Below are 17669 nucleotides of genomic sequence, written 5' to 3' on the forward strand. Positions count from 1 at the left end.
CGTTAACCGTTAGCCACGATAGTGCCCCGGCGCCACGAACGGCATTTTGGTGACGGTCATGGCGCGCTTTTTGCCGCGCACCAGGGCAAACACCCGGGTATCCGGCGCCTCAAAGTCGCGCTTGACGTAGCCCATGGCTACCGGCTTGCCCACGCTGGGACCGAAGCCGCCGGAGGTCACCACGCCGATTTCCCGTTCATCGTCGTCGACCAGCACCGCGCCCTCGCGCACCGGGGCCTTGCCCTCGGCGACCAGGCCCACGCGCTTGCGTTCGTGATCCTTGGCGTCCACCTGATGCAGAATCACGTCCGCCCCGGGAAAGCCGGCCGGGCGCTCGCCGCCGTGGCGGCGGGGCTTGCTCACCGCCCAGATCAGGCCGGCCTCTACCGGCGTGGTCTCCGCGGTCATATCGTGGCCGTAGAGGCACAGGCCGGCTTCCAGACGCAGCGAATCCCGGGCGCCAAGGCCGATGGCCTCGACTTCGGGCTCCGCCAGCAGGCGCCGGGCAATGGCCTCGGTGGCCTCTGCGCGCATGGAAAGCTCAAAGCCGTCTTCGCCGGTGTAGCCGCAGCGGCTGATCCACACGTCTTCGCCGTCGATATCAAAGCGCGCGTGCTGCATGAACACCAGCTCGCAGGCCGCCGGGCACAGCCGCGCCATGACGGCGTTGGCGTCGGGGCCCTGGAGCGCCAGCAGGCCGCGGTCGAGACTTTCGATGGTGTGGGTCTCGCCCAGGGTGGCGCGCAGGTGGGCCAGATCCTGGTCCTTGCACGCGGCGTTGACCACCAGATAGAAATGATCGCGGGCGTTGACCAGCATCAGATCGTCGAGAATGCCGCCCTCGGTGCCGGTAAAAATGCCGTAGCGCTGGGCGCCGGGCTTAAGGTCGACCAGGTTCGCCGGCATCAGGGTTTCCAGCGCCTCGGCAACGTCGTCGCCGGCCACGGTAAACTGGCCCATGTGCGACACGTCGAACAGGCCGCAGCGGGCCCGGGTGTGCTCGTGCTCCTTTTTGACGCCCAGCGGGTACTGCACCGGCATTTCATAGCCGGCAAAGGGCACCATTTTCGCCCCCAGCTCGCAGTGCAGGTCATACAGCGGCGTGTGTTTGGGATTATTCATGCGGCTTCCTCATCTGGCAGGGGTTAAACGTAATGCATAAAAAAGCCGGGGAGCCACCCTCGGATGGCTCCCCGGCGTCAGGCTGCGTCCAGCATAACATTGCCACGCGCCTTGGTTGACGTACCAACCCAGGTTGAGCCGTCAACAGGTCTCCGAGGGGCGCTATAAATCCGTCCCTGGACGCTACCCTACGCCATCCGTGGCGTAGAACCCCCTCTTCGACCTGTCCCCGGCTCCGCTGGACATAGCGCGGCATTACGAGCGGTCGTGATCCAGCTCTTCACCGGGCTTTATGTCTTCCCCGCTGAAGTAGGCTTTCGCCAGCTTGAACACCACCGGCGACAACAGCGCCAGCGCGATCAGGTTGGGAATCGCCATCATGGCGTTGAAGGTATCCGCCATCAGCCAGATAAGGCCCAGGTTGGCTACCGCTCCCAGCGGAATGGCCAGCACAAAGACCACCCGGTACAGTGGGATCGAGCGCGCGCCGAACAGGAACTGGCAGCACTTCTCGCCGTAAAACGCCCAGCCCAGAATCGTGGTAAAGGCAAATACCGCCAGCACAATGGAAACGATCTCGTTGCCCATGCCCGGCAGAGCGGCATCGAACGACATCGCGGTGAGCGAGGCGCCCTCTTCGCCGGTCTCCCACACCGAGGCGGTGAGGATCACCAGCGCGGTGATGGTGCACACTACGATGGTGTCGATGAAGGTGCCGAGCATCGCGATCAGGCCCTGGCGCACGGGGTTTTTGGTCTTGGCCGCGGCGTGGGCAATGGGTGCGCTACCCAGCCCCGCCTCGTTGGAGAACACGCCCCGAGCGACGCCGAAACGGATCGCCATGGTCACCGCCGCGCCGGCAAAGCCGCCCACCGCCGCGTGAGGGTTGAAGGCGTAGTAGAAAATCATGCCCAGAGTGCCCAGCAGCTGGTCGGCGTTGATCACCAGCACCACGATACCGCCGACGATGTAGGCAATCCCCATGATCGGCACCAGCTTGCCCGCCACCTTGGCGATCCGCTTGATGCCGCCGAGGATCACCGCCCCGGAAAGCCCCATGATCACAAGGCCGGTGAGCCAGGCGGGAATGCCAAAGGTAGAGTTCATGGCGTCGGCCACGGAGTTGGACTGAACGGTGTTACCGATGCCGAACGCCGCCACCGCGCCGAAGAAGGCAAAGGCGCCGCCCAGCCATAGCCATTTCCGCCCCAGGCCGTTCTTGATGTAGAACATCGGCCCGCCGACGTGGTAGCCGGTGCTGTCGGTTTCGCGAAAACGCACCGCCAGCACCGCCTCGGCAAACTTGGTTGCCATGCCCACCAGCGCGGTAATCCACATCCAGAACACCGCCCCGGGGCCGCCCAACGCGATGGCCGTGGCCACCCCGGCGATGTTACCCGTGCCGATGGTCGCCGAGAGCGACGTCATCAGCGCGTTGAACGGCGAAATCTCGCCGTCGTCTTCGGACTTCTGGCGGCCACCGGGCGTGGACTTTGCGTCCCGCCCCTGCCACAACAGCTTAAGGCCGGTTCCCAGCTTGCGGATGGGCATCAGCTTGAGCCCCGCCTGGAGGTAAAGCCCCACCCCCAGCAGCAAAAGCAGCATCAAGGGCCCCCATACGACCCCGTTTATCGCCTGGAACAGGCTGTTCAACGTTTCCATTTTGTTCTCCTTAGTGCCCGATGGCACGCCGCCCGGGTCGCCCCGGGCGGCTTTGGCTTTATTGACGAGCATTTGGCGTTGAAATACGGGCGGCAAGCGCCGCCGACGCGCGCTTATTCTGAGTGTCTACGCCGGCGTTGTCACGTCCTGTTATGCACGATAACGGCTTGAATTACCGCCTATTCGACCTATGTCGCATGGGCCGGAATTGCCGCTAATTCCGAGCTAGCACCTCCCCTTTTTACAGGGGCTGCCGGCAATTTGTTTCCACCGGCAAACGCGGTAACATGGGCGTCACTGTTAGCCGCACGCTGCGCGACGTTTCCAACGACGACTCTCACCACCACTCCCACGACGAAAAACAGGAAATCAGATGAGCCAGGTTCCCGCTAATATCCACTACGCCGAAAGCCACGAATGGGTGCAGGACAACGGCGACGGTACCGTCACCGTGGGCATTTCCGACCACGCCCAGGAATCCCTTGGCGACGTCGTCTTCGTCGAGCTGCCCGAAGTCGGCCAGACCCTGGCCAAGGGCGACGAGTTCGGCGTGATCGAGTCGGTCAAGGCCGCCTCCGACCTTTACGCGCCGATCAGCGGCGAGGTGGTCGAGGTCAACGAAGACCTCGAAGACGCCCCGGAAAGCGTCAACGAGTCGCCCTACGAGGACGGCTGGATCATGAAGGTCCGTCTCGACGGCGATATCGAAGGCCTGATGGACGCCGACGCCTATCAGGCAAGCATCGAAGCCGACGCCTAGCGTCCGTACGACCGGCAAAGCCTTTACGCTTGCCCAGCCCGTACCTACGTGCCTGCCACCGCGCGGGCACGCCTTCCTGTCTGGCTTTTCTTTTTTGTCTGGAATCCTTCTCTGGAACTCTTCTCTGGAAACATGCCCTATGTCCGAGTTTTCTGCATCGCGGCCTGATTCACAGCGCTCCCAGGCGGCCCCCCGCCTGGCGCAACTGGCCGACCACGACGCCTTTATCCAGCGGCACAACGGCCCCGATGCCGAGGACGCCAGCGCCATGCTCGACGCCCTTGGCCTGCCCAACATGGCCGCGCTGATCGACAAGACGGTGCCAAGCGACATTCGCCTGGGCCGCGAGCTGGACATGGAAGACCCGCGCAGCGAAGTCGAGGCCCTGGACTACCTCGCCGGGCTCGCCGACCAGAACCGCGTAGCGCGCAACTTCATCGGCCAGGGGTACTACGGCACCCACCTGCCCGCGGTTATCCAGCGCAACGTGCTGGAAAACCCCGGCTGGTACACTGCCTACACTCCCTACCAGCCGGAAATTTCCCAGGGCCGGCTCGAAGGCCTGCTGAACTTTCAGCAGACGGTCATGGACCTTACCGGCATGGCGCTTGCCAACGCGTCGCTGCTGGATGAGGCCACCGCCGCCGCCGAAGGCATGGCGCTGTGCAAACGCGCCAACAAGAAGAACAAGTCCAACGCCTTTTTCGTCGCCGATGACGTCTTCCCGCAGACTCTTGACGTGCTCAGGACCCGGGCCGACTGCTTCGGCTTCGAGCTGATCGTCGCCCCGGCGGACACCGTCGCCGACCACGACGTCTTCGGCGCTCTGCTGCAGTACCCCGGCAACGGCGGCGAAGTCCGCGACATCGCCCCGCTGCTCGAGGCCGCCGCCGCGCGCGGTACCATGACCTGCGTGGCCGCCGATCTGCTAAGCCTGGTGCTGCTCAAGGAGCCCGGCGCGCTGGGCGCGGACATCGTGCTCGGCAGCGCCCAGCGCTTCGGCGTGCCCATGGGCTTTGGCGGCCCCCACGCGGCGTTTTTTGCCACCACCGACAAGCTCAAGCGCTCCATTCCCGGACGCATCATCGGCGTCTCGAAGGACAGCCGCGGCGAAACCGCCCTGCGCATGGCCATGCAGACTCGGGAGCAGCACATCCGCCGGGAGAAAGCGACCTCCAACATCTGCACCGCCCAGGCGCTGCTTGCCAACATTGCCGGCTTCTACGCCGTCTATCACGGCGCCGAAGGCCTTGAGAAAATCGCCGGCCGCGTCCACCGGCTGACGTCGATTCTCGCCCGGGGCCTTAAGCAGGCGGGCGTGACGCTTGCCCACGACAGCTTTTTCGACACCCTGCGCCTCACCGGCGTGGATGCCGGAAGCGTTCACGGCCGGGCGCTGAGCGCCGGGGTCAACCTGCGCTACTTTGCCAAGGACAGTGCTGGAGGAAACGGCGGCGGCGATATCGGCGTCAGCCTGGACGAAACCTCCACCGCCCGGGACGTCGCCCTGCTGTGGGACGTCATCCTGGGTGACGATCACGACCTTTCGATCAGCGCCCTGGACGAGGCCGTCGCCGCCGATATCGAGGCCGGCAAGGGCGCCATTCCCGCCGCCTGCCGGCGCGAAAGCGATTTCCTCACCCATCCGACCTTCCGCCGCTACCGCAGCGAAACCGAAATGCTGCGCTACCTCAAGCGGCTGGAAAACAAGGATCTGTCGCTCACCCACGCAATGATTCCGCTGGGCTCGTGCACCATGAAGCTCAACGCCACCAGCGAGATGCTGCCCATCTCCTGGCCGGCGTTTGCCCACCTGCACCCCTTCGCCCCCCGGGAGCAGGTCACCGGCTACCAGCAGATGATCGACGAGCTGGCGGCGTTTCTCGAAGAGATCACCGGCTACGATCACATCTCCATGCAGCCCAACTCCGGCGCCCAGGGCGAATACGCCGGACTGCTGGCCATCCGCCGCTACCAGGCCGCCCAGGGCCAGGCGCACCGCGACGTCTGCCTGATCCCCAGCTCCGCCCACGGCACCAACCCCGCCTCGGCGGCGATGCTCGGCATGAAGGTGGTGGTCACCGAGTGCGACGCCGAAGGCAACGTCGATCTTGACGACCTTACCGCCAAGGCCGAAGAGCACAGCGAACGCCTGTCCGCGGTGATGCTCACCTATCCGTCGACCCATGGCGTGTTTGAAACCCACGTCCGCGCGGTGTGCGACGTCGTCCACATGAACGGCGGCCAGGTGTACGTCGACGGCGCCAACATGAACGCCCAGGTCGGCATTTCCCGCCCCGGCGACTTCGGCGGCGACGTCTCGCACTTAAACCTGCACAAGACGTTCTGCATTCCCCACGGCGGCGGCGGCCCGGGCATGGGGCCCATCGGCGTCAAGTCGCACCTGGCGCCCTATGTCGCCAACCACTGCGTCACGCCCATTGACGGCGTGGACCCGGCAAGCACCGCCGTGGCCGCCGCGGCGTTCGGCAGCGCCTCGATCCTGCCGATCTCCTGGGCCTACATCAAGATGATGGGCGCGCGCGGGCTGCGCGAAGCCACCGAGCTTGCCATCCTCAACGCCAACTACATCGCCAAGCGGCTGGAAGACCACTTCCCGGTCCTCTACCGCGGCGAGAACGGCACCGTGGCCCACGAGTGCATCGTTGACGTGCGCCCGCTGAAAGCCGCCTCCGGCATCAGCGAGGAGGACGTGGCCAAGCGCCTGATGGACTACGGCTTCCACGCCCCAACCATGTCCTTCCCGGTGCCCGGCACGCTGATGATCGAACCCACGGAGTCCGAGTCGCGCTACGAGATCGACCGCTTCTGCGACGCCATGATCGCCATCCGCGAAGAAATCGGACGGGTCGAAAGCGGCGAATGGCCGCTGGACAACAACCCCCTGGTACACGCCCCGCACACCATGGCCGACCTCGCCGATGACGGCTGGGATCACCCCTACTCCCGGGCGCTGGCCGCCTTCCCCACCGAAGCGGTCAAGGCGGCCAAGTACTGGCCCGCCGTCAACCGGGTGGACAACGTGCTGGGCGACCGCCAGCTGATCTGCTCCTGCCCGCCCATCGACGAGTATCGCGACTGACCCAAAACGCCCCGCCGGCTAGATGCTGGCGGGGCGTTTTTTTTCCGGCTTATCCCAGCCGCTGCTCTCTGAAGCCGTCGAGCAGCTTGGTATAGCGCCGGGGCAGCGCAGCGTCGCGGCGATGCACCCGATACAATAGCTCGTCGACCGAGTGCTCGAGGCCGAGCTCCTTTACCTGGCGCTGCCAGGGCGAGGTTTCCAGCACCAGCCGCGACACCACGGTAAACCCAAGCCCCCGGGCCACGGCGTCGAGCACCATGCTCACCTCGTTGGTAAAACCCTGGTGGCGAAAGTGCGTCATCGAGCGAAACGCCTCGGGGTAGTTCTTGCGCAAAAGCGCCGTTGCCTGGTTGATGCCGTCGTAGTAGTTGATAAAGCCGATGCCCATGAGATCGGACAGCGTGCTGCCGGCAAAGTCCGCCGGCACTACCAGGCACAGCGGCTCCCGGTGCCACAGGGTGCACTCAAGGTCGGGGCTCTTCACCGCCTCGGTGACGATGCCTACGTCGTGGCGGCCGCTGATCAGATCGGCGACGATCTCGTGGTTAAAGGCAAAGCTGTAGTTCACCGTCAGGTTGGAGTGCATCTGCTGCTGGCCGAGAATATAGGGATAAAGCATCAGCCCCACGCTTCCCGGCGAGGCAAGGCGGCACTCGCCGCTGTCCAGAGAGTCGTCGTCCAGGCCGTGGCGAAACTGCTCGTGCTCGGCAAACAGCTTCAGCGCGTAGTCGTAGGTGCGCCGCCCCTGCTCGGTGAGGATAAAGCGCCGGCCGTGGCGCTCGAGCAGGGGCTTTTTCAGGTAGTCTTCCAGCTTGCGAATGTGCTGGCTGACCCCGGGCTGGGTCATTTCCAGCCGCTTGGCCGTCCGCGTGAAGCTCCCGGTCTCCACCAGCGTGATGTAGGTGCGGAAATAATGCGCGTTGAACATAACGGTCCGGCTTGCCCAAATAGCGCCCATCTTAGCACAGCACATCCCGAGCGCACGCCGGCACGCCGCCCTGTAACGGCGGGGTCAGCATGCTATTATGGCGCATTCATTTACGTCAGCACGGACAGCCTCCCACGATGACCCACGCCCCCAGCCAACGCCCGACGATCACCAGCATCATCTCGCCGGAAGGCAGCCTTGAGGTGCTTTCCCAACACGAAGTCAACCGGCTGAAGCGCACCTCGAAAACCGGGCTGCACGACCTCTTGCGCCGCTGTTCGCTGGCCGTGCTCAACAGCGGCATGCCCACCGACGACAGCATCGCCCTGCTCGAAGCCTACAAGGACTTCGACATCGAGGTGATGCAGCAGGACCGCGGCATCCGCCTGAAGCTCACCCACGCCCCGGCCGAGGCCTTCGTTGACGGCCGCATGATCCGCGGCATCCGCGAGCATCTATCGGCGGTGATCCGCGATATCGTCTACGTCTACAACGAGATACAGCAGCACAACCGCTTCGACCTTTCCACCGCCGAAGGCACCACCAACGCCGTCTTCCACATCCTGCGCAAGGCCGGCGCCTTCCAGCCCAACCGCGACCCTAGTCTGGTGGTCTGCTGGGGCGGGCATTCCATCTCCCGGGAAGAATACGATTACACCAAGGACGTCGGCTACCAGCTGGGCCTGCGCGACCTGGACATCTGCACCGGCTGCGGCCCCGGCGCCATGAAAGGTCCGATGAAAGGCGCCAACCTCGCCCACGCCAAGCAGCGCCGCAGCGACAGCCGCTACCTGGGCATTTCCGAGCCCGGCATCATCGCCGCCGAGGCGCCCAACCCCATCGTCAACGAGCTGGTGGTAATGCCGGATATCGAAAAGCGCCTGGAAGCCTTTGTGCGCCTGGGCCACGGCATTATCGTCTTCCCCGGCGGGGTGGGTACCGCCGAGGAGATCCTCTACCTGCTGGGCATTCTGCTCCACCCGGACAACGCCGATACCCCCTACCCGCTGATTCTCACCGGGCCGGCAAGCTCGGCGGACTACTTCAACACCATCGACGAGTTTCTGGTGTACACCCTGGGCGAAGACGTGCGTCGCCACTACCACATCTTCACCGGCAGCCCGGCCGACGTCGCCCGGCAGATGCGTCAGGGAATCGACGATATCACCGAGTTCCGCCGCCACCATCAGGACGCTTTTCACTACAACTGGCGGCTGAAAGTGGCGCGCAACTTCCAGGCCCCTTTCGAGCCCACCCACGCCGCCATGAAAGACCTGGCGCTTCACCGCCAGCAGCCCACCCACGAGCTTGCCGCCAGTTTACGCCGGGCGTTTTCCGGCATCGTCGCGGGCAACGTCAAAGAAGAGGGCATCCGCGCCATTGCCGCCCACGGCCCTTTCGAGCTTTCCGCCGAGCCCGAACTCATGGAAAAGCTCGACGCCCTACTCACCTCCTTTGTCGCCCAGGGCCGCATGAAGCTCGACGGCCAGCCCTACACGCCCTGCTACGTGCTGAAGTAGGCTGAGTCAGTAATGTGATCTAGTCGTCGTGCTTCAGCCGCCCGAAGTAGAACAGGCCGGAGGCAAGGCCCAGCACCACCAGCGCGAGCATGGCGGCGAACAGCGGCCAGGGGCCGAAGTTGTAGATGATGGGCAGCGCAAGACCGGTGATCAAGCCGCCGCCGAAGAACGGCTCGAATACCATCTGCTTATAGCCGAAGGCCTCGTAGGCCGGCGTTCTGTTATCCGGGTCGGCGATCTTCATCAGGATCAGGCCGGTCGCGGTCACGCCCATGGACTGGCCGATATCGCCGATGCCGCGCTCGAACCAGTATTTGGGGATGACGCGCGGCGCCAGCCACAGAAACAAGCTGATGTTCCAGGCAACACCGGCCACGCCCAGCAGCAGGAAGGCCACGAAATTATCGGCGATCACGGTCAGCGACAGGCTGGCGATCGCCGCAGCGATGAGTATATCCAGCGCAAAGCCCTGGATACGCAGCATGAGATCGCGGTCGAGCAGGTTATTCTTGTCAAAGCGGGTGAGGAGCTGCTGGACGATAAGCCCGCCGATCATCGCCAGCGGGAACAGCGGCACCGCGCCCAGCAATTGGACGCCGTCGTCGCCGGCGCCCCAGGTCACGCTTTCAACCCATGCCATGGCCTCAAGGATACCCAGGCCGACAAGGATCGCCATGGCGATAAAGGCGAAATGCAGCGTCAGCGGCTCGATGGACTCGGCGCGCACGGTCATGCTCCCCGCCGACACCGGGCGGTTTTCATGGGCGACCAGGCCGCGGCGCTGATCGTGAGGGATGCTGCCCACGCTCTGGTCGAGCACCGCACTCTTGCCCCGGCGTACGCCCCAGTTGATGAGAACGATGCCAAACACGATGCCGGAAATCACCCCGACCGTGGCCATACCCACGGCCAGGTCGGCGCCGTCGGCAAAGCCCAGCTCGCCGAAGGTCTCCTGCAGGCCGGCGGCGGTGCCGTGGCCGCCTTCAAAGCCGATCTCGATCAGCGCGCCGGCCATCAGCGGCACGCCAAAGAACGGCGCCAGGATCAGCGCCGTGATCAGGATGCCGATCACGTACTGGCCGGCGCCCAGGGTGACGCCAAACGCCAGCTGCGGGCCCGCCAGGTTCCATACCCGCTTCCAGCGGGGCAGCGGTACGCCGAGCAGCAGCGTGGCAAACACCACGTTGATCAGAAGGCCCGGCAGCTTGCTCCAGGTGTCGAGCATGGTTTCCGGAATCACGCCCTGGGCAAGCGGCGCCCCCTCACCGCCGATCAGACGCGCCAGCGCGCCGAGCACGTCGGGGCCGAGCAGCAGACCCACAACGCCGGCCAGTATAGAGGCCGGCAGAAACAGCTGCTGCGCCGGCCGCCAGTGCATGCGTACCCATTTGCCGACGTACAGCAGCACCGCCAGCATGAGCAGAGAAAAACCAACCTGTTCGGCGCTCATCGTCTCTCCCTCCACGTTGGAAACCGCCGGCCGTGGCGCGCTGATGCCGGCGCTATGGTAATCGCGACTTTAGCAGAATCACGGCTCGCTTTTCCTATCAAGCCGAGCGGAGGGCACAATACCACGCTGACGGTGTCCTTCGCCCCGGATAATTGAAGATGGCAACGCTTTCAGCCTCTTGCAGCCTAATAATGGCGCGCTGTGGCTCGGCTGTCGCCGTCCCCTTTCGCCATAGCCGCACCACCTATATGCAACGAACGTCTCATATACGCGATGCAGTGGTTGCCTACAGTAAAGAGAGTCCCGCTCACCGCTTTGCCTGATCCAATAACGATAACGGCCTCAGGAGTTACCCCATGAAAGCGTCTTGCCTCAAGCCCCTGGTGGCAGCCATGCTGCTGAGCCCGCTACTGACCACCGCCCAGGCCGCGACTACCGTCAACCTGAGCTATAACGGGGCGCCCGACCCGGACAAGAACGCCGTGCATGCGTTTGCTGCTAACCTGCAGACCCTGGTCAAGGAAAAGACCGACGGCGAAATCGAGCTGAAGCTCTACCCCAACAGCATGCTGGGTGAGGAGCAGGAGCGCATGGAGCAGACGATGAATAGCCCCTCGCTGAACGTTGCCTCCTTTGCCGGCATGTCGCCGGTGGTGCCGGAAATTTTTGTCAGCGCCATTCCGTTCCTGTTCGATGACTTCGAGGACGCGCGCACCTTTTTCGACGAAGGGGAGTACTGGCAGCAGGTAGAAGAGGACCTGCGCGAGCGTACCGGACTGGAACTGCTCGCGGTGGTCGAAGAAGGCGGCTTTTTGGCGTTTACCAACAACAAACGTCCGATCGCCTCGCCGGACGACTTCGAGGGTCTGCGCTTTCGCGCCATGGACCCAAGCCAGGTGGCGCTCTATGAGGCTTTTGGCGCTTCCGGCACGCCGATTCCCTGGACAGATACCTACATGGGGCTGAAGACCGGCGTCGCTGATGGCCAGATGAACCCGCCGATGTACATCATCCTCGGCAGCCTCAACGAGGTGCAGGACTACCTGACGCTCGCCAACATCCAGTACTCCGACCAATTCCTGGTGGGTAACGCCGCCATGATCGATTGCTGGGACGAAGCGCTGCGCCATAGCTTCCTGGAAGCCGTAGAGGAAGCCAAGGACAAAGCCCGCGACTACAACGAAAGCAAGGTAGAGGAACGCATTGCCTATCTCGCCGACAACGGCATGGAGGTGATCCGCCCCGACGACGAACAGCTGGCTGCCTTCCGCGAGCTCGGCCAGCCCGCCTATCTTGACTGGCTTAAAAAGCAGGACATTGAGCCCTCCTACATCGACATGGCACTGCAGGATGCAGGCTTTGACGATGGCGACGACAGCAACACCCAATGACTCGTTTGCTGCGCAGGCCGGCCGCGCTGATTCGACAATATTCCCTATGGCTTGCCAGCAGCATGCTGGCCGTCAACCTGGCGGCCATTCTGTACGGCGTATTCACGCGCTACGTCGCCGGCGGCGCGCCGATCTGGACCGACGAGCTGGGCCGCTACCTGATTATTGGCACGGTCATGCTGGCCATGGGAGCGGTATGGATTGAAGGTACCCACATGCGCGTGGCGCTCATCGAGCGGCTGTTGCCGCGCAGACTGGGCCGGCTGCTGTCCTGGTACCAGTGGCTGCTGACTCTGGCCATCGCCCTGGCCGGCGCCTGGCTCGGCTATCGCTACGCCCTGTCGGTAGCGATGTTCACCAGCCAGGGGCTCGGCATCAGCCGCACCGTACCGGCCATGGCGCTGCCCGTGGGCTTTGCCCTGCTGGCTCTCCTCACCGCCAGCCACGGCCCCAGGCCGCTGCCAACTCCCCACGAGGAGCACAACACCGCGGACAGCCCCGGCCCGGAGAATGCGCCATGACGCTGACCATGCTGGCAGTGTTCCTGGTCCACGTGCTGCTCGGGCTGCCGCTGTTCGTGTCGCTTCTGGCCACTGCCGGGGTCGGCTTTCTCTTTGTTGACCCGAGCATGATTCCGCGGATGATGCCGCAGCAGTTTTTCGGCGGTATCAACGCCTTCTCGCTGATGGCCATTCCGCTTTTTATCCTCGCCGGCAACCTGATGAACGCAAGCCAACTGACCGACCGGTTAATGGCCCTGGCGCGGCTGCTCGTCGGCCATTTGCGCGGCGGCATCGGCCACGTCAACGTGGTCTCCAGCGTGTTCTTTGCCGGCGTCAACGGCTCGGCGGTGGCCGACACCTCGGCGCTGGGCTCGCTGCTGGTGCCGGCAATGCGCAAGGAAGGCTACTCCACCGCCTTTGCTGCCGGGCTGACTGCCGGCAGCTCGCTGATCGGCCCCATCATTCCGCCCAGCATCTTCATGATCCTCTACGCCTCGCTGACCAATACGTCGGTGGGGGATCTTTTTCTTGCCGGCGTGATTCCCGGCCTGCTGCTGGGCGTTGCGTTCATGGCCATGAACGCCGGCTATGCCTGGCGTATCCGGCTGCCCAAGCGCGTCAGCTGGCCCAGCCGAGGCGAGCTGACGGGCGCATTTCTGAGGGCGCTGCCGGCGCTGATTGCGCCCTTTATCATTGTGACCGGCATCGTCATGGGCTTGGTCACGCCGACGGAATCCGGCGCCCTCACCGCGCTTTACGTAGCGCTTTTCGGCGTGGTTGCCGGTAATCTGAGCCCTGCAGGGCTATGGAAGGCGATAGTCGACACCACCAAGCTGACCGCGGCCATCTTTGTCATCATGGCCGCCTCCAGCACGGTTAGCTGGCTGCTGTCCTACGCCCAGGTACCCAGCCAGCTCGTCGAGCTGCTCACGCCCTATAGCGATAGCCCGGTGATCATTCTGCTACTGCTGAGCCTGATCACCTTCATTACCGGCATGTTCATGGAAGAAGTCTCCGCGCTGATGCTGCTCACGCCGATCTTCGTTCCCATTGCCGAGCTCGCCGGTATCGATATGGTTCATCTGGGGATTATCATTACCCTGAACATCACCATCGCGCTAATAACCCCGCCCATGGGAGCCTGTGTGTTTGTCGCGGCCGCCGTGAGCAAGCTTGAGATCACCGCGCTTTTTCGTACCATCTGGCCCTTTGTCGCCACCGCCGTTGTCGTGCTGATAGCGCTGATCCTGCTCCCCTCGCTGGCCCTGTGGCTGCCCGCCCATCTTGGATAACGTCATGACCGAACCCGCCACCTGGCAAACAACGCCTATTCCCTCGATGAGCGAGCCCGACTGGGCGACGCTGACCCAGATCCCGATCACCGGCTCTTCCGAGCGGCTGGTGCCCGTCAGCCTGGCGCCACCGCCGGTCCGGGTATTCCCCGCCTACGCGCGGATGGGCGTTCCCGGGGCGGTCAACGAGTGCTACCTGCGCGAAGGCGTGTATCGTCGCCTGCTGGCCGTAGCCCGTTCGTTGCCCAAAGAGCTGACGCTGCTGGTGTTCGATGGCTGGCGGCCCTGGCGAGTGCAGCAATACCTGTTCGAAACGCTGTCCGAAGCCATTCGCGACGCCTACCCGAGCATCGACGAACAGGAGCTGGTCAAGCGCACCCGGGAATTCGTCTCGCTGCCCAGCACCTCGCCTGAGGCGCCAAGCCCCCACCTGACCGGCGGCGCGGTGGACGTTACCCTGTGCGACGCTGACGGCCTGCCGCTGGACATGGGCACGCGTTTTGACGAAGCCGTGCCCGCCTCCCACGCCGCAGCGCTGGAAAGCCAGCCGCCCTCCCAGGCTCGGGATAACCGCCGTTTGCTGTACCACGCCATGCGCGCCCGGGGCTTCACTAACCTGCCCAGCGAATGGTGGCATTTTGACTACGGCGACCAGCTATGGGCCCACTACCGCGGTGAGAATCGAGCCGTATACGGCCCGGCAGAGCTTGAAAACATCGAAAGCCGCTGGCGACAATCGCTGCGGCAAGAGCAGTATAAAAAGGGTATACGGATTTAATGGTTGATGGGGCACATACATCCCACCAACTTGATACCACCCTCAGATGGTTGATAGATCGACTCCGTAGTTGAGTTCCTCTGCGAAGTCCGGCAGTCCGTAACCGATGGTTTTCTTGTAGAACGGAGAGACCTTTGCTGTCGGGGCCTTCTTCTTGTGCTTCGTGGTGTAGAGCATTCGTGCCCGCATCACCTCAAAGGAGTAACCACGCCCTTCACGGTTCTTATCCTTGGCCAGTCGGTTGATGGACTCCGTGTAAGCGTTGGTGACGGGCATGTCCGTCTCGAAGTAGGTCATGATCTCTTCGCGCCAGTTGCCCACAGCCCTGACCAGATCGCTCCAGACTTCCTTCTGGCCCTTCGGAATGATGGCTATCCACTCGTCCAGAGCGGCTTCTGCCTGGGGCCGTGTGGTGGCGTTCCAGATGCCGTAGAAGCGTTCCTTATGCTCGTAGGCGGCCAGCAGTTTCGGAAATGAGCCTGTCCAGGTCTCCATGATCAGTCGCTCTCGGTCTGAGACTTCGTGAGCGCGTTTCAGCAGGATTTTCCGGTCTCCCTTGAGGGTTCGGCTCTGGGAAGGTTTCAGCTCCTTTCTGAGACCCTTGCGTACCTTCTCCAAGGCATCATTGGCCATGCGCACCACATGGAACTTATCGACCACGATGCGGGTCTGTGGCAGCACCGTCTTGACCGCAGTCCGGTAGGGGTTCCACATGTCCATGCTGACGATCTCGACCTTCTGCCGGTCTTTCAGCTTCATCAAGTAGTTGGTCACCACGTCCTGACGGCGACTGGCCAGCAGGTCTAGCAGGGTTCTCTCCTCAATGTTGGTCAGGATACAGCGGTAGCGCTTGTTAAGGTACAACTCGTCAATGCCGAGAATGCGAGGCGTCTCGAAGCTGTGCCAGCGCCCCAGGAATTCGGCGCGGGCGTTGAAAATGTCACGTACCGTCTTCTCGTCCAGGCCCGTGGTATCAGCCACGTAGGCGTAGGGGTGATTGAAGGCTTCCTTCTCCACGTACTCATGCAACCGCAGCGTCATGCGGAAGCCATCCACCATCTCCGGTAGCTGGGGCCTGAAGGTGGTCTTGCAGGCCCGGCAGGTGTACCGGCGACGAACTACCCAGAGGGTGATCCGCTTGCCGTGGATGGGCAGGTCACGATAGGGAACATCACGCTTGCCGAACCGTACGAATTCACCCTGCACGCCGCACCCCTCGCAGGCTATTGGTGTAGGTGCCTCAAGCCGAAAATGTATGTCGTCATTCTGCTCCTTAGAATCCACCAACTGGTACCCAGGAAGGCTTAACGAATTAATCATCTCCCGCCTTAATCAAAAAAACAGGTAGGTGGCGTAACCGGCAATCATCGCCATAGCAAAGATGACTGCTAAAAACGCCGCTAAAAGCTTCAGCGTGAACAAAGAGCGCAACAGAATGAGCTCAGTCAGGCTGGCTCCGGCACTGCCGATGATCAACGCTAGCACCGCCCCGGCACCCACGCCTTTGGCCATCAGAGCCGCTGCCAGTGGTATGACGGCTTCAGCGCGAATATACAACGGCACGCCGATGACAGCGGCAACCGGAATGGCGAAGGGGTTATGTGGGCCTGCATACTGCTCCAATAAATCAGTGGGCATGAAGCCATAGATCACGCTGCCAATCGCAATACCGATAAGCAGGTAAGGCAAAACATCGACAAAGTCCGACCAGGCTTCCCACCACACACCACTGTACTTCCCTTTTTTCTTAACCGTGACAGGAGATTGAATGTCACAGCATCCGCTGGACGTAGAGACTGTCTTCTCATCAGCGCCGCAAGAAGCCGTCTTCGGAGTGGTGTCGCAGCTGTTAGTACCGCAATTCGATGCGGTCGGTGTAGCACCGCACGGACTTGCTGATGAACTACATTCACCGTTCTCTTGTGTTGCAGTCCGGCGCACATAACGCTCGAAGCCAAGCGTGTGAAGCAGCCATCCGGCACCTACAGCGACTACCAAAGCGGCGAGCACATAAATAGCAGTAAGTGTCCATCCAAACGTGGCAACCAGCAGGCCGACGACGATAGGATTCAGCAGCGGAGATGAGAAAAGAAACACCATCATCGGCCCAAACCCGGCCCGTGCCCGAATCAACCCTTTCAACATGGGGATTGTCGAGCAACTACAGAAGGGCGTTATAGCTCCTAAACCAGCAGCAAGAAAATAGCCTCGCTTCCCACTGGAAGTCAGTAACGTTTCCACCTTGGATGGTGGGATGTGACGTTGAAGAACTCCGACCAGCAAGCTAATGCCAATGAATAAAACCGATAGCTCGATAGCGAGAAAGGCGAACATGCTTAGAGCGTCTTGCAGTTGAGGTGACATTCAATATTACTCCTATATTTCTAGTTTTATCGAAATGATGCACACAGTCTAATTGCGTTTACTCGACCTGTAAACTACAATTCTAGAAATATCGAATTATTGGAGTGTGCTATGGATCACGAAAAGGTTGCAGCCAGCTTAGCTGAGCTAGGGAATAGTCACCGACTGTCCGTGTTCCGCTTTCTGGTCAAAGCTGGCCATGATGGGGCTTCGGTCGGAGATATCCAGAAGGGGCTGGGTATTCCTGCTTCGACGCTATCACATCACCTTGCGCGCATGGCCAAGGTAGGGCTGATCCGGCAGGAGAAACACAGCCGCACGATTGTCTGTATACCCGAGTATGGGCACCTAGAGAATTTGATCGGTTTCTTACAAGAGGAATGTTGTGCAGGTGTCCGGATTGCGCATGATCCAGAACCGCTTTGACGCTTGCCCAGCTCTCGCTGCCCTCCCTAGTCAGCATCGCTATGAAGATTCAGGCGAAGGTGGAAACAGAAAATTGGCAGCAGAGTAGGGCCTGTTGACGTTTCACATTGGTAGCCATAAAAAGCCGCATGCCAAGGCCACCATGCTTTCGTAATTTCGTTTGAGCTTATCGTAGCGCGTCGCAATGGCGCGATACGGTTTCAATCGAGCAAAGGCATTCTCAACCAGATGCCGGTAGCGATATAACCCTCTGTCCAGATTGGCATTTCCTTTTTTCGAGTTACGCCTGCGTGGAATGACGGCAGCCATTCCTTTGGCTTCGACCTGCTCACGGATACGTTCACTGTCATAGCCTTTGTCAGCCACCAGC

General features: G+C 62.2%; 14 protein-coding genes and 1 pseudogene. 8 read left to right on the top strand and 7 right to left on the bottom strand.

Annotation, left to right across the window (positions count from 1 at the left end):
- Nucleotides 1-9: 9 nt before the first annotated feature.
- Together gcvT and ACZ46Y_RS08010 are read right to left on the bottom strand one after the other, a co-directional pair.
- Nucleotides 10-1122 (bottom strand): glycine cleavage system aminomethyltransferase GcvT, encoded by a 1113-nt coding sequence (gene gcvT / locus ACZ46Y_RS08005; RefSeq protein WP_311953009.1) that lies wholly within the window; start codon nucleotides 1120-1122, stop codon nucleotides 10-12.
- Between the two features lie 255 nt (nucleotides 1123-1377).
- On the bottom strand, nucleotides 1378-2784 hold the full coding sequence (locus ACZ46Y_RS08010) for an alanine/glycine:cation symporter family protein (protein WP_311953014.1): 1407 nt from the start codon (nucleotides 2782-2784) through the stop codon (nucleotides 1378-1380).
- A gap of 373 nt (nucleotides 2785-3157) precedes the next feature.
- Between ACZ46Y_RS08010 and gcvH the strand changes: the two genes are divergently transcribed.
- Both gcvH and gcvP read left to right on the top strand, forming a co-directional pair.
- Complete coding sequence (gcvH, locus tag ACZ46Y_RS08015) at nucleotides 3158-3544, top strand: glycine cleavage system protein GcvH (RefSeq protein ID WP_311953018.1); 387 nt, start codon at nucleotides 3158-3160, stop codon at nucleotides 3542-3544.
- A gap of 139 nt (nucleotides 3545-3683) precedes the next feature.
- Nucleotides 3684-6647 carry an aminomethyl-transferring glycine dehydrogenase gene (gene gcvP / locus ACZ46Y_RS08020; protein ID WP_311953021.1) on the top strand — a complete coding sequence of 988 codons (2964 nt, stop codon included), beginning with the start codon at nucleotides 3684-3686 and terminating at the stop codon, nucleotides 6645-6647.
- Between the two features lie 49 nt (nucleotides 6648-6696).
- On the opposite strand, the gene ACZ46Y_RS08025 is transcribed toward gcvP, so the two are convergent.
- Entirely contained in the window at nucleotides 6697-7575 is an 879-nt protein-coding gene (locus ACZ46Y_RS08025; protein WP_311953023.1) for a LysR family transcriptional regulator, read from the bottom strand.
- Between the two features lie 137 nt (nucleotides 7576-7712).
- Here ACZ46Y_RS08025 and ppnN point away from each other — a divergent pair, with 137 nt between their 5' ends.
- On the top strand, nucleotides 7713-9095 hold the full coding sequence (gene ppnN, locus ACZ46Y_RS08030) for a nucleotide 5'-monophosphate nucleosidase PpnN (RefSeq protein ID WP_311953026.1): 1383 nt from the start codon (nucleotides 7713-7715) through the stop codon (nucleotides 9093-9095).
- A gap of 19 nt (nucleotides 9096-9114) precedes the next feature.
- Here the strand turns inward: ppnN and ACZ46Y_RS08035 are convergent, their stop codons facing one another.
- Entirely contained in the window at nucleotides 9115-10545 is a 1431-nt protein-coding gene (locus ACZ46Y_RS08035) for a sodium/glutamate symporter (protein WP_311953029.1), read from the bottom strand.
- A gap of 356 nt (nucleotides 10546-10901) precedes the next feature.
- On the opposite strand from ACZ46Y_RS08035, the gene dctP reads away from it, so the two are divergent.
- The 4 genes from dctP to ACZ46Y_RS08055 are packed head-to-tail and all read left to right on the top strand — an operon-like array spanning nucleotide 10902 to nucleotide 14509.
- On the top strand, nucleotides 10902-11936 hold the full coding sequence (dctP, locus tag ACZ46Y_RS08040) for a TRAP transporter substrate-binding protein DctP (protein ID WP_376717568.1): 1035 nt from the start codon (nucleotides 10902-10904) through the stop codon (nucleotides 11934-11936).
- Nucleotides 11933-12457: a TRAP transporter small permease gene (locus tag ACZ46Y_RS08045; protein ID WP_311953032.1), complete on the top strand. Its 525-nt coding sequence runs from the start codon at nucleotides 11933-11935 to the stop codon at nucleotides 12455-12457. The genes dctP and ACZ46Y_RS08045 overlap by 4 nt, the downstream gene beginning before the upstream one ends.
- Complete coding sequence (locus tag ACZ46Y_RS08050) at nucleotides 12454-13731, top strand: TRAP transporter large permease (RefSeq protein WP_311953034.1); 1278 nt, start codon at nucleotides 12454-12456, stop codon at nucleotides 13729-13731. Before ACZ46Y_RS08045 ends, ACZ46Y_RS08050 begins: the two co-directional genes overlap by 4 nt.
- A gap of 4 nt (nucleotides 13732-13735) precedes the next feature.
- Nucleotides 13736-14509 carry a M15 family metallopeptidase gene (locus tag ACZ46Y_RS08055; protein ID WP_311953037.1) on the top strand — a complete coding sequence of 258 codons (774 nt, stop codon included), beginning with the start codon at nucleotides 13736-13738 and terminating at the stop codon, nucleotides 14507-14509.
- Between the two features lie 42 nt (nucleotides 14510-14551).
- On the opposite strand, the gene ACZ46Y_RS08060 is transcribed toward ACZ46Y_RS08055, so the two are convergent.
- The gene (locus ACZ46Y_RS08060) at nucleotides 14552-15829 is read right to left on the bottom strand and encodes an ISL3 family transposase (protein WP_311953051.1); all 1278 of its coding nucleotides are present in this window, start codon (nucleotides 15827-15829) and stop codon (nucleotides 14552-14554) included.
- 12 nt (nucleotides 15830-15841) lie between these two features.
- A complete protein-coding gene (locus ACZ46Y_RS08065) occupies nucleotides 15842-16873 on the bottom strand; it encodes a permease (RefSeq protein WP_311953054.1) in 1032 nt (343 codons plus the stop codon).
- A gap of 111 nt (nucleotides 16874-16984) precedes the next feature.
- Between ACZ46Y_RS08065 and ACZ46Y_RS08070 the strand changes: the two genes are divergently transcribed.
- Nucleotides 16985-17299, top strand: a complete 315-nt coding sequence (locus tag ACZ46Y_RS08070; protein WP_110651700.1) for an ArsR/SmtB family transcription factor — start codon at nucleotides 16985-16987, stop codon at nucleotides 17297-17299.
- Between the two features lie 102 nt (nucleotides 17300-17401).
- Here the strand turns inward: ACZ46Y_RS08070 and ACZ46Y_RS08075 are convergent.
- A pseudogene (locus ACZ46Y_RS08075) lies at nucleotides 17402-17668 on the bottom strand (transposase); the annotation flags it as partial.
- Nucleotide 17669 lies beyond the last annotated feature (1 nt).

The sequence above is a fragment of the Halomonas garicola genome, assembly GCF_055382465.1.

Coding starts and splice junctions, on each gene's coding strand:
- gcvT (WP_311953009.1), bottom strand. CDS start 1,122: ATGAATAATCCCAAACACACGCCGCTGTATGACCTGCACTGCGAGCTG.
- ppnN (WP_311953026.1), top strand. CDS start 7,713: ATGACCCACGCCCCCAGCCAACGCCCGACGATCACCAGCATCATCTCG.
- ACZ46Y_RS08035 (WP_311953029.1), bottom strand. CDS start 10,545: ATGAGCGCCGAACAGGTTGGTTTTTCTCTGCTCATGCTGGCGGTGCTG.
- gcvH (WP_311953018.1), top strand. CDS start 3,158: ATGAGCCAGGTTCCCGCTAATATCCACTACGCCGAAAGCCACGAATGG.
- ACZ46Y_RS08060 (WP_311953051.1), bottom strand. CDS start 15,829: ATGATTAATTCGTTAAGCCTTCCTGGGTACCAGTTGGTGGATTCTAAG.
- ACZ46Y_RS08070 (WP_110651700.1), top strand. CDS start 16,985: ATGGATCACGAAAAGGTTGCAGCCAGCTTAGCTGAGCTAGGGAATAGT.
- ACZ46Y_RS08010 (WP_311953014.1), bottom strand. CDS start 2,784: ATGGAAACGTTGAACAGCCTGTTCCAGGCGATAAACGGGGTCGTATGG.
- gcvP (WP_311953021.1), top strand. CDS start 3,684: ATGTCCGAGTTTTCTGCATCGCGGCCTGATTCACAGCGCTCCCAGGCG.
- ACZ46Y_RS08050 (WP_311953034.1), top strand. CDS start 12,454: ATGACGCTGACCATGCTGGCAGTGTTCCTGGTCCACGTGCTGCTCGGG.
- ACZ46Y_RS08045 (WP_311953032.1), top strand. CDS start 11,933: ATGACTCGTTTGCTGCGCAGGCCGGCCGCGCTGATTCGACAATATTCC.
- dctP (WP_376717568.1), top strand. CDS start 10,902: ATGAAAGCGTCTTGCCTCAAGCCCCTGGTGGCAGCCATGCTGCTGAGC.
- ACZ46Y_RS08065 (WP_311953054.1), bottom strand. CDS start 16,873: ATGTCACCTCAACTGCAAGACGCTCTAAGCATGTTCGCCTTTCTCGCT.
- ACZ46Y_RS08025 (WP_311953023.1), bottom strand. CDS start 7,575: ATGTTCAACGCGCATTATTTCCGCACCTACATCACGCTGGTGGAGACC.
- ACZ46Y_RS08055 (WP_311953037.1), top strand. CDS start 13,736: ATGACCGAACCCGCCACCTGGCAAACAACGCCTATTCCCTCGATGAGC.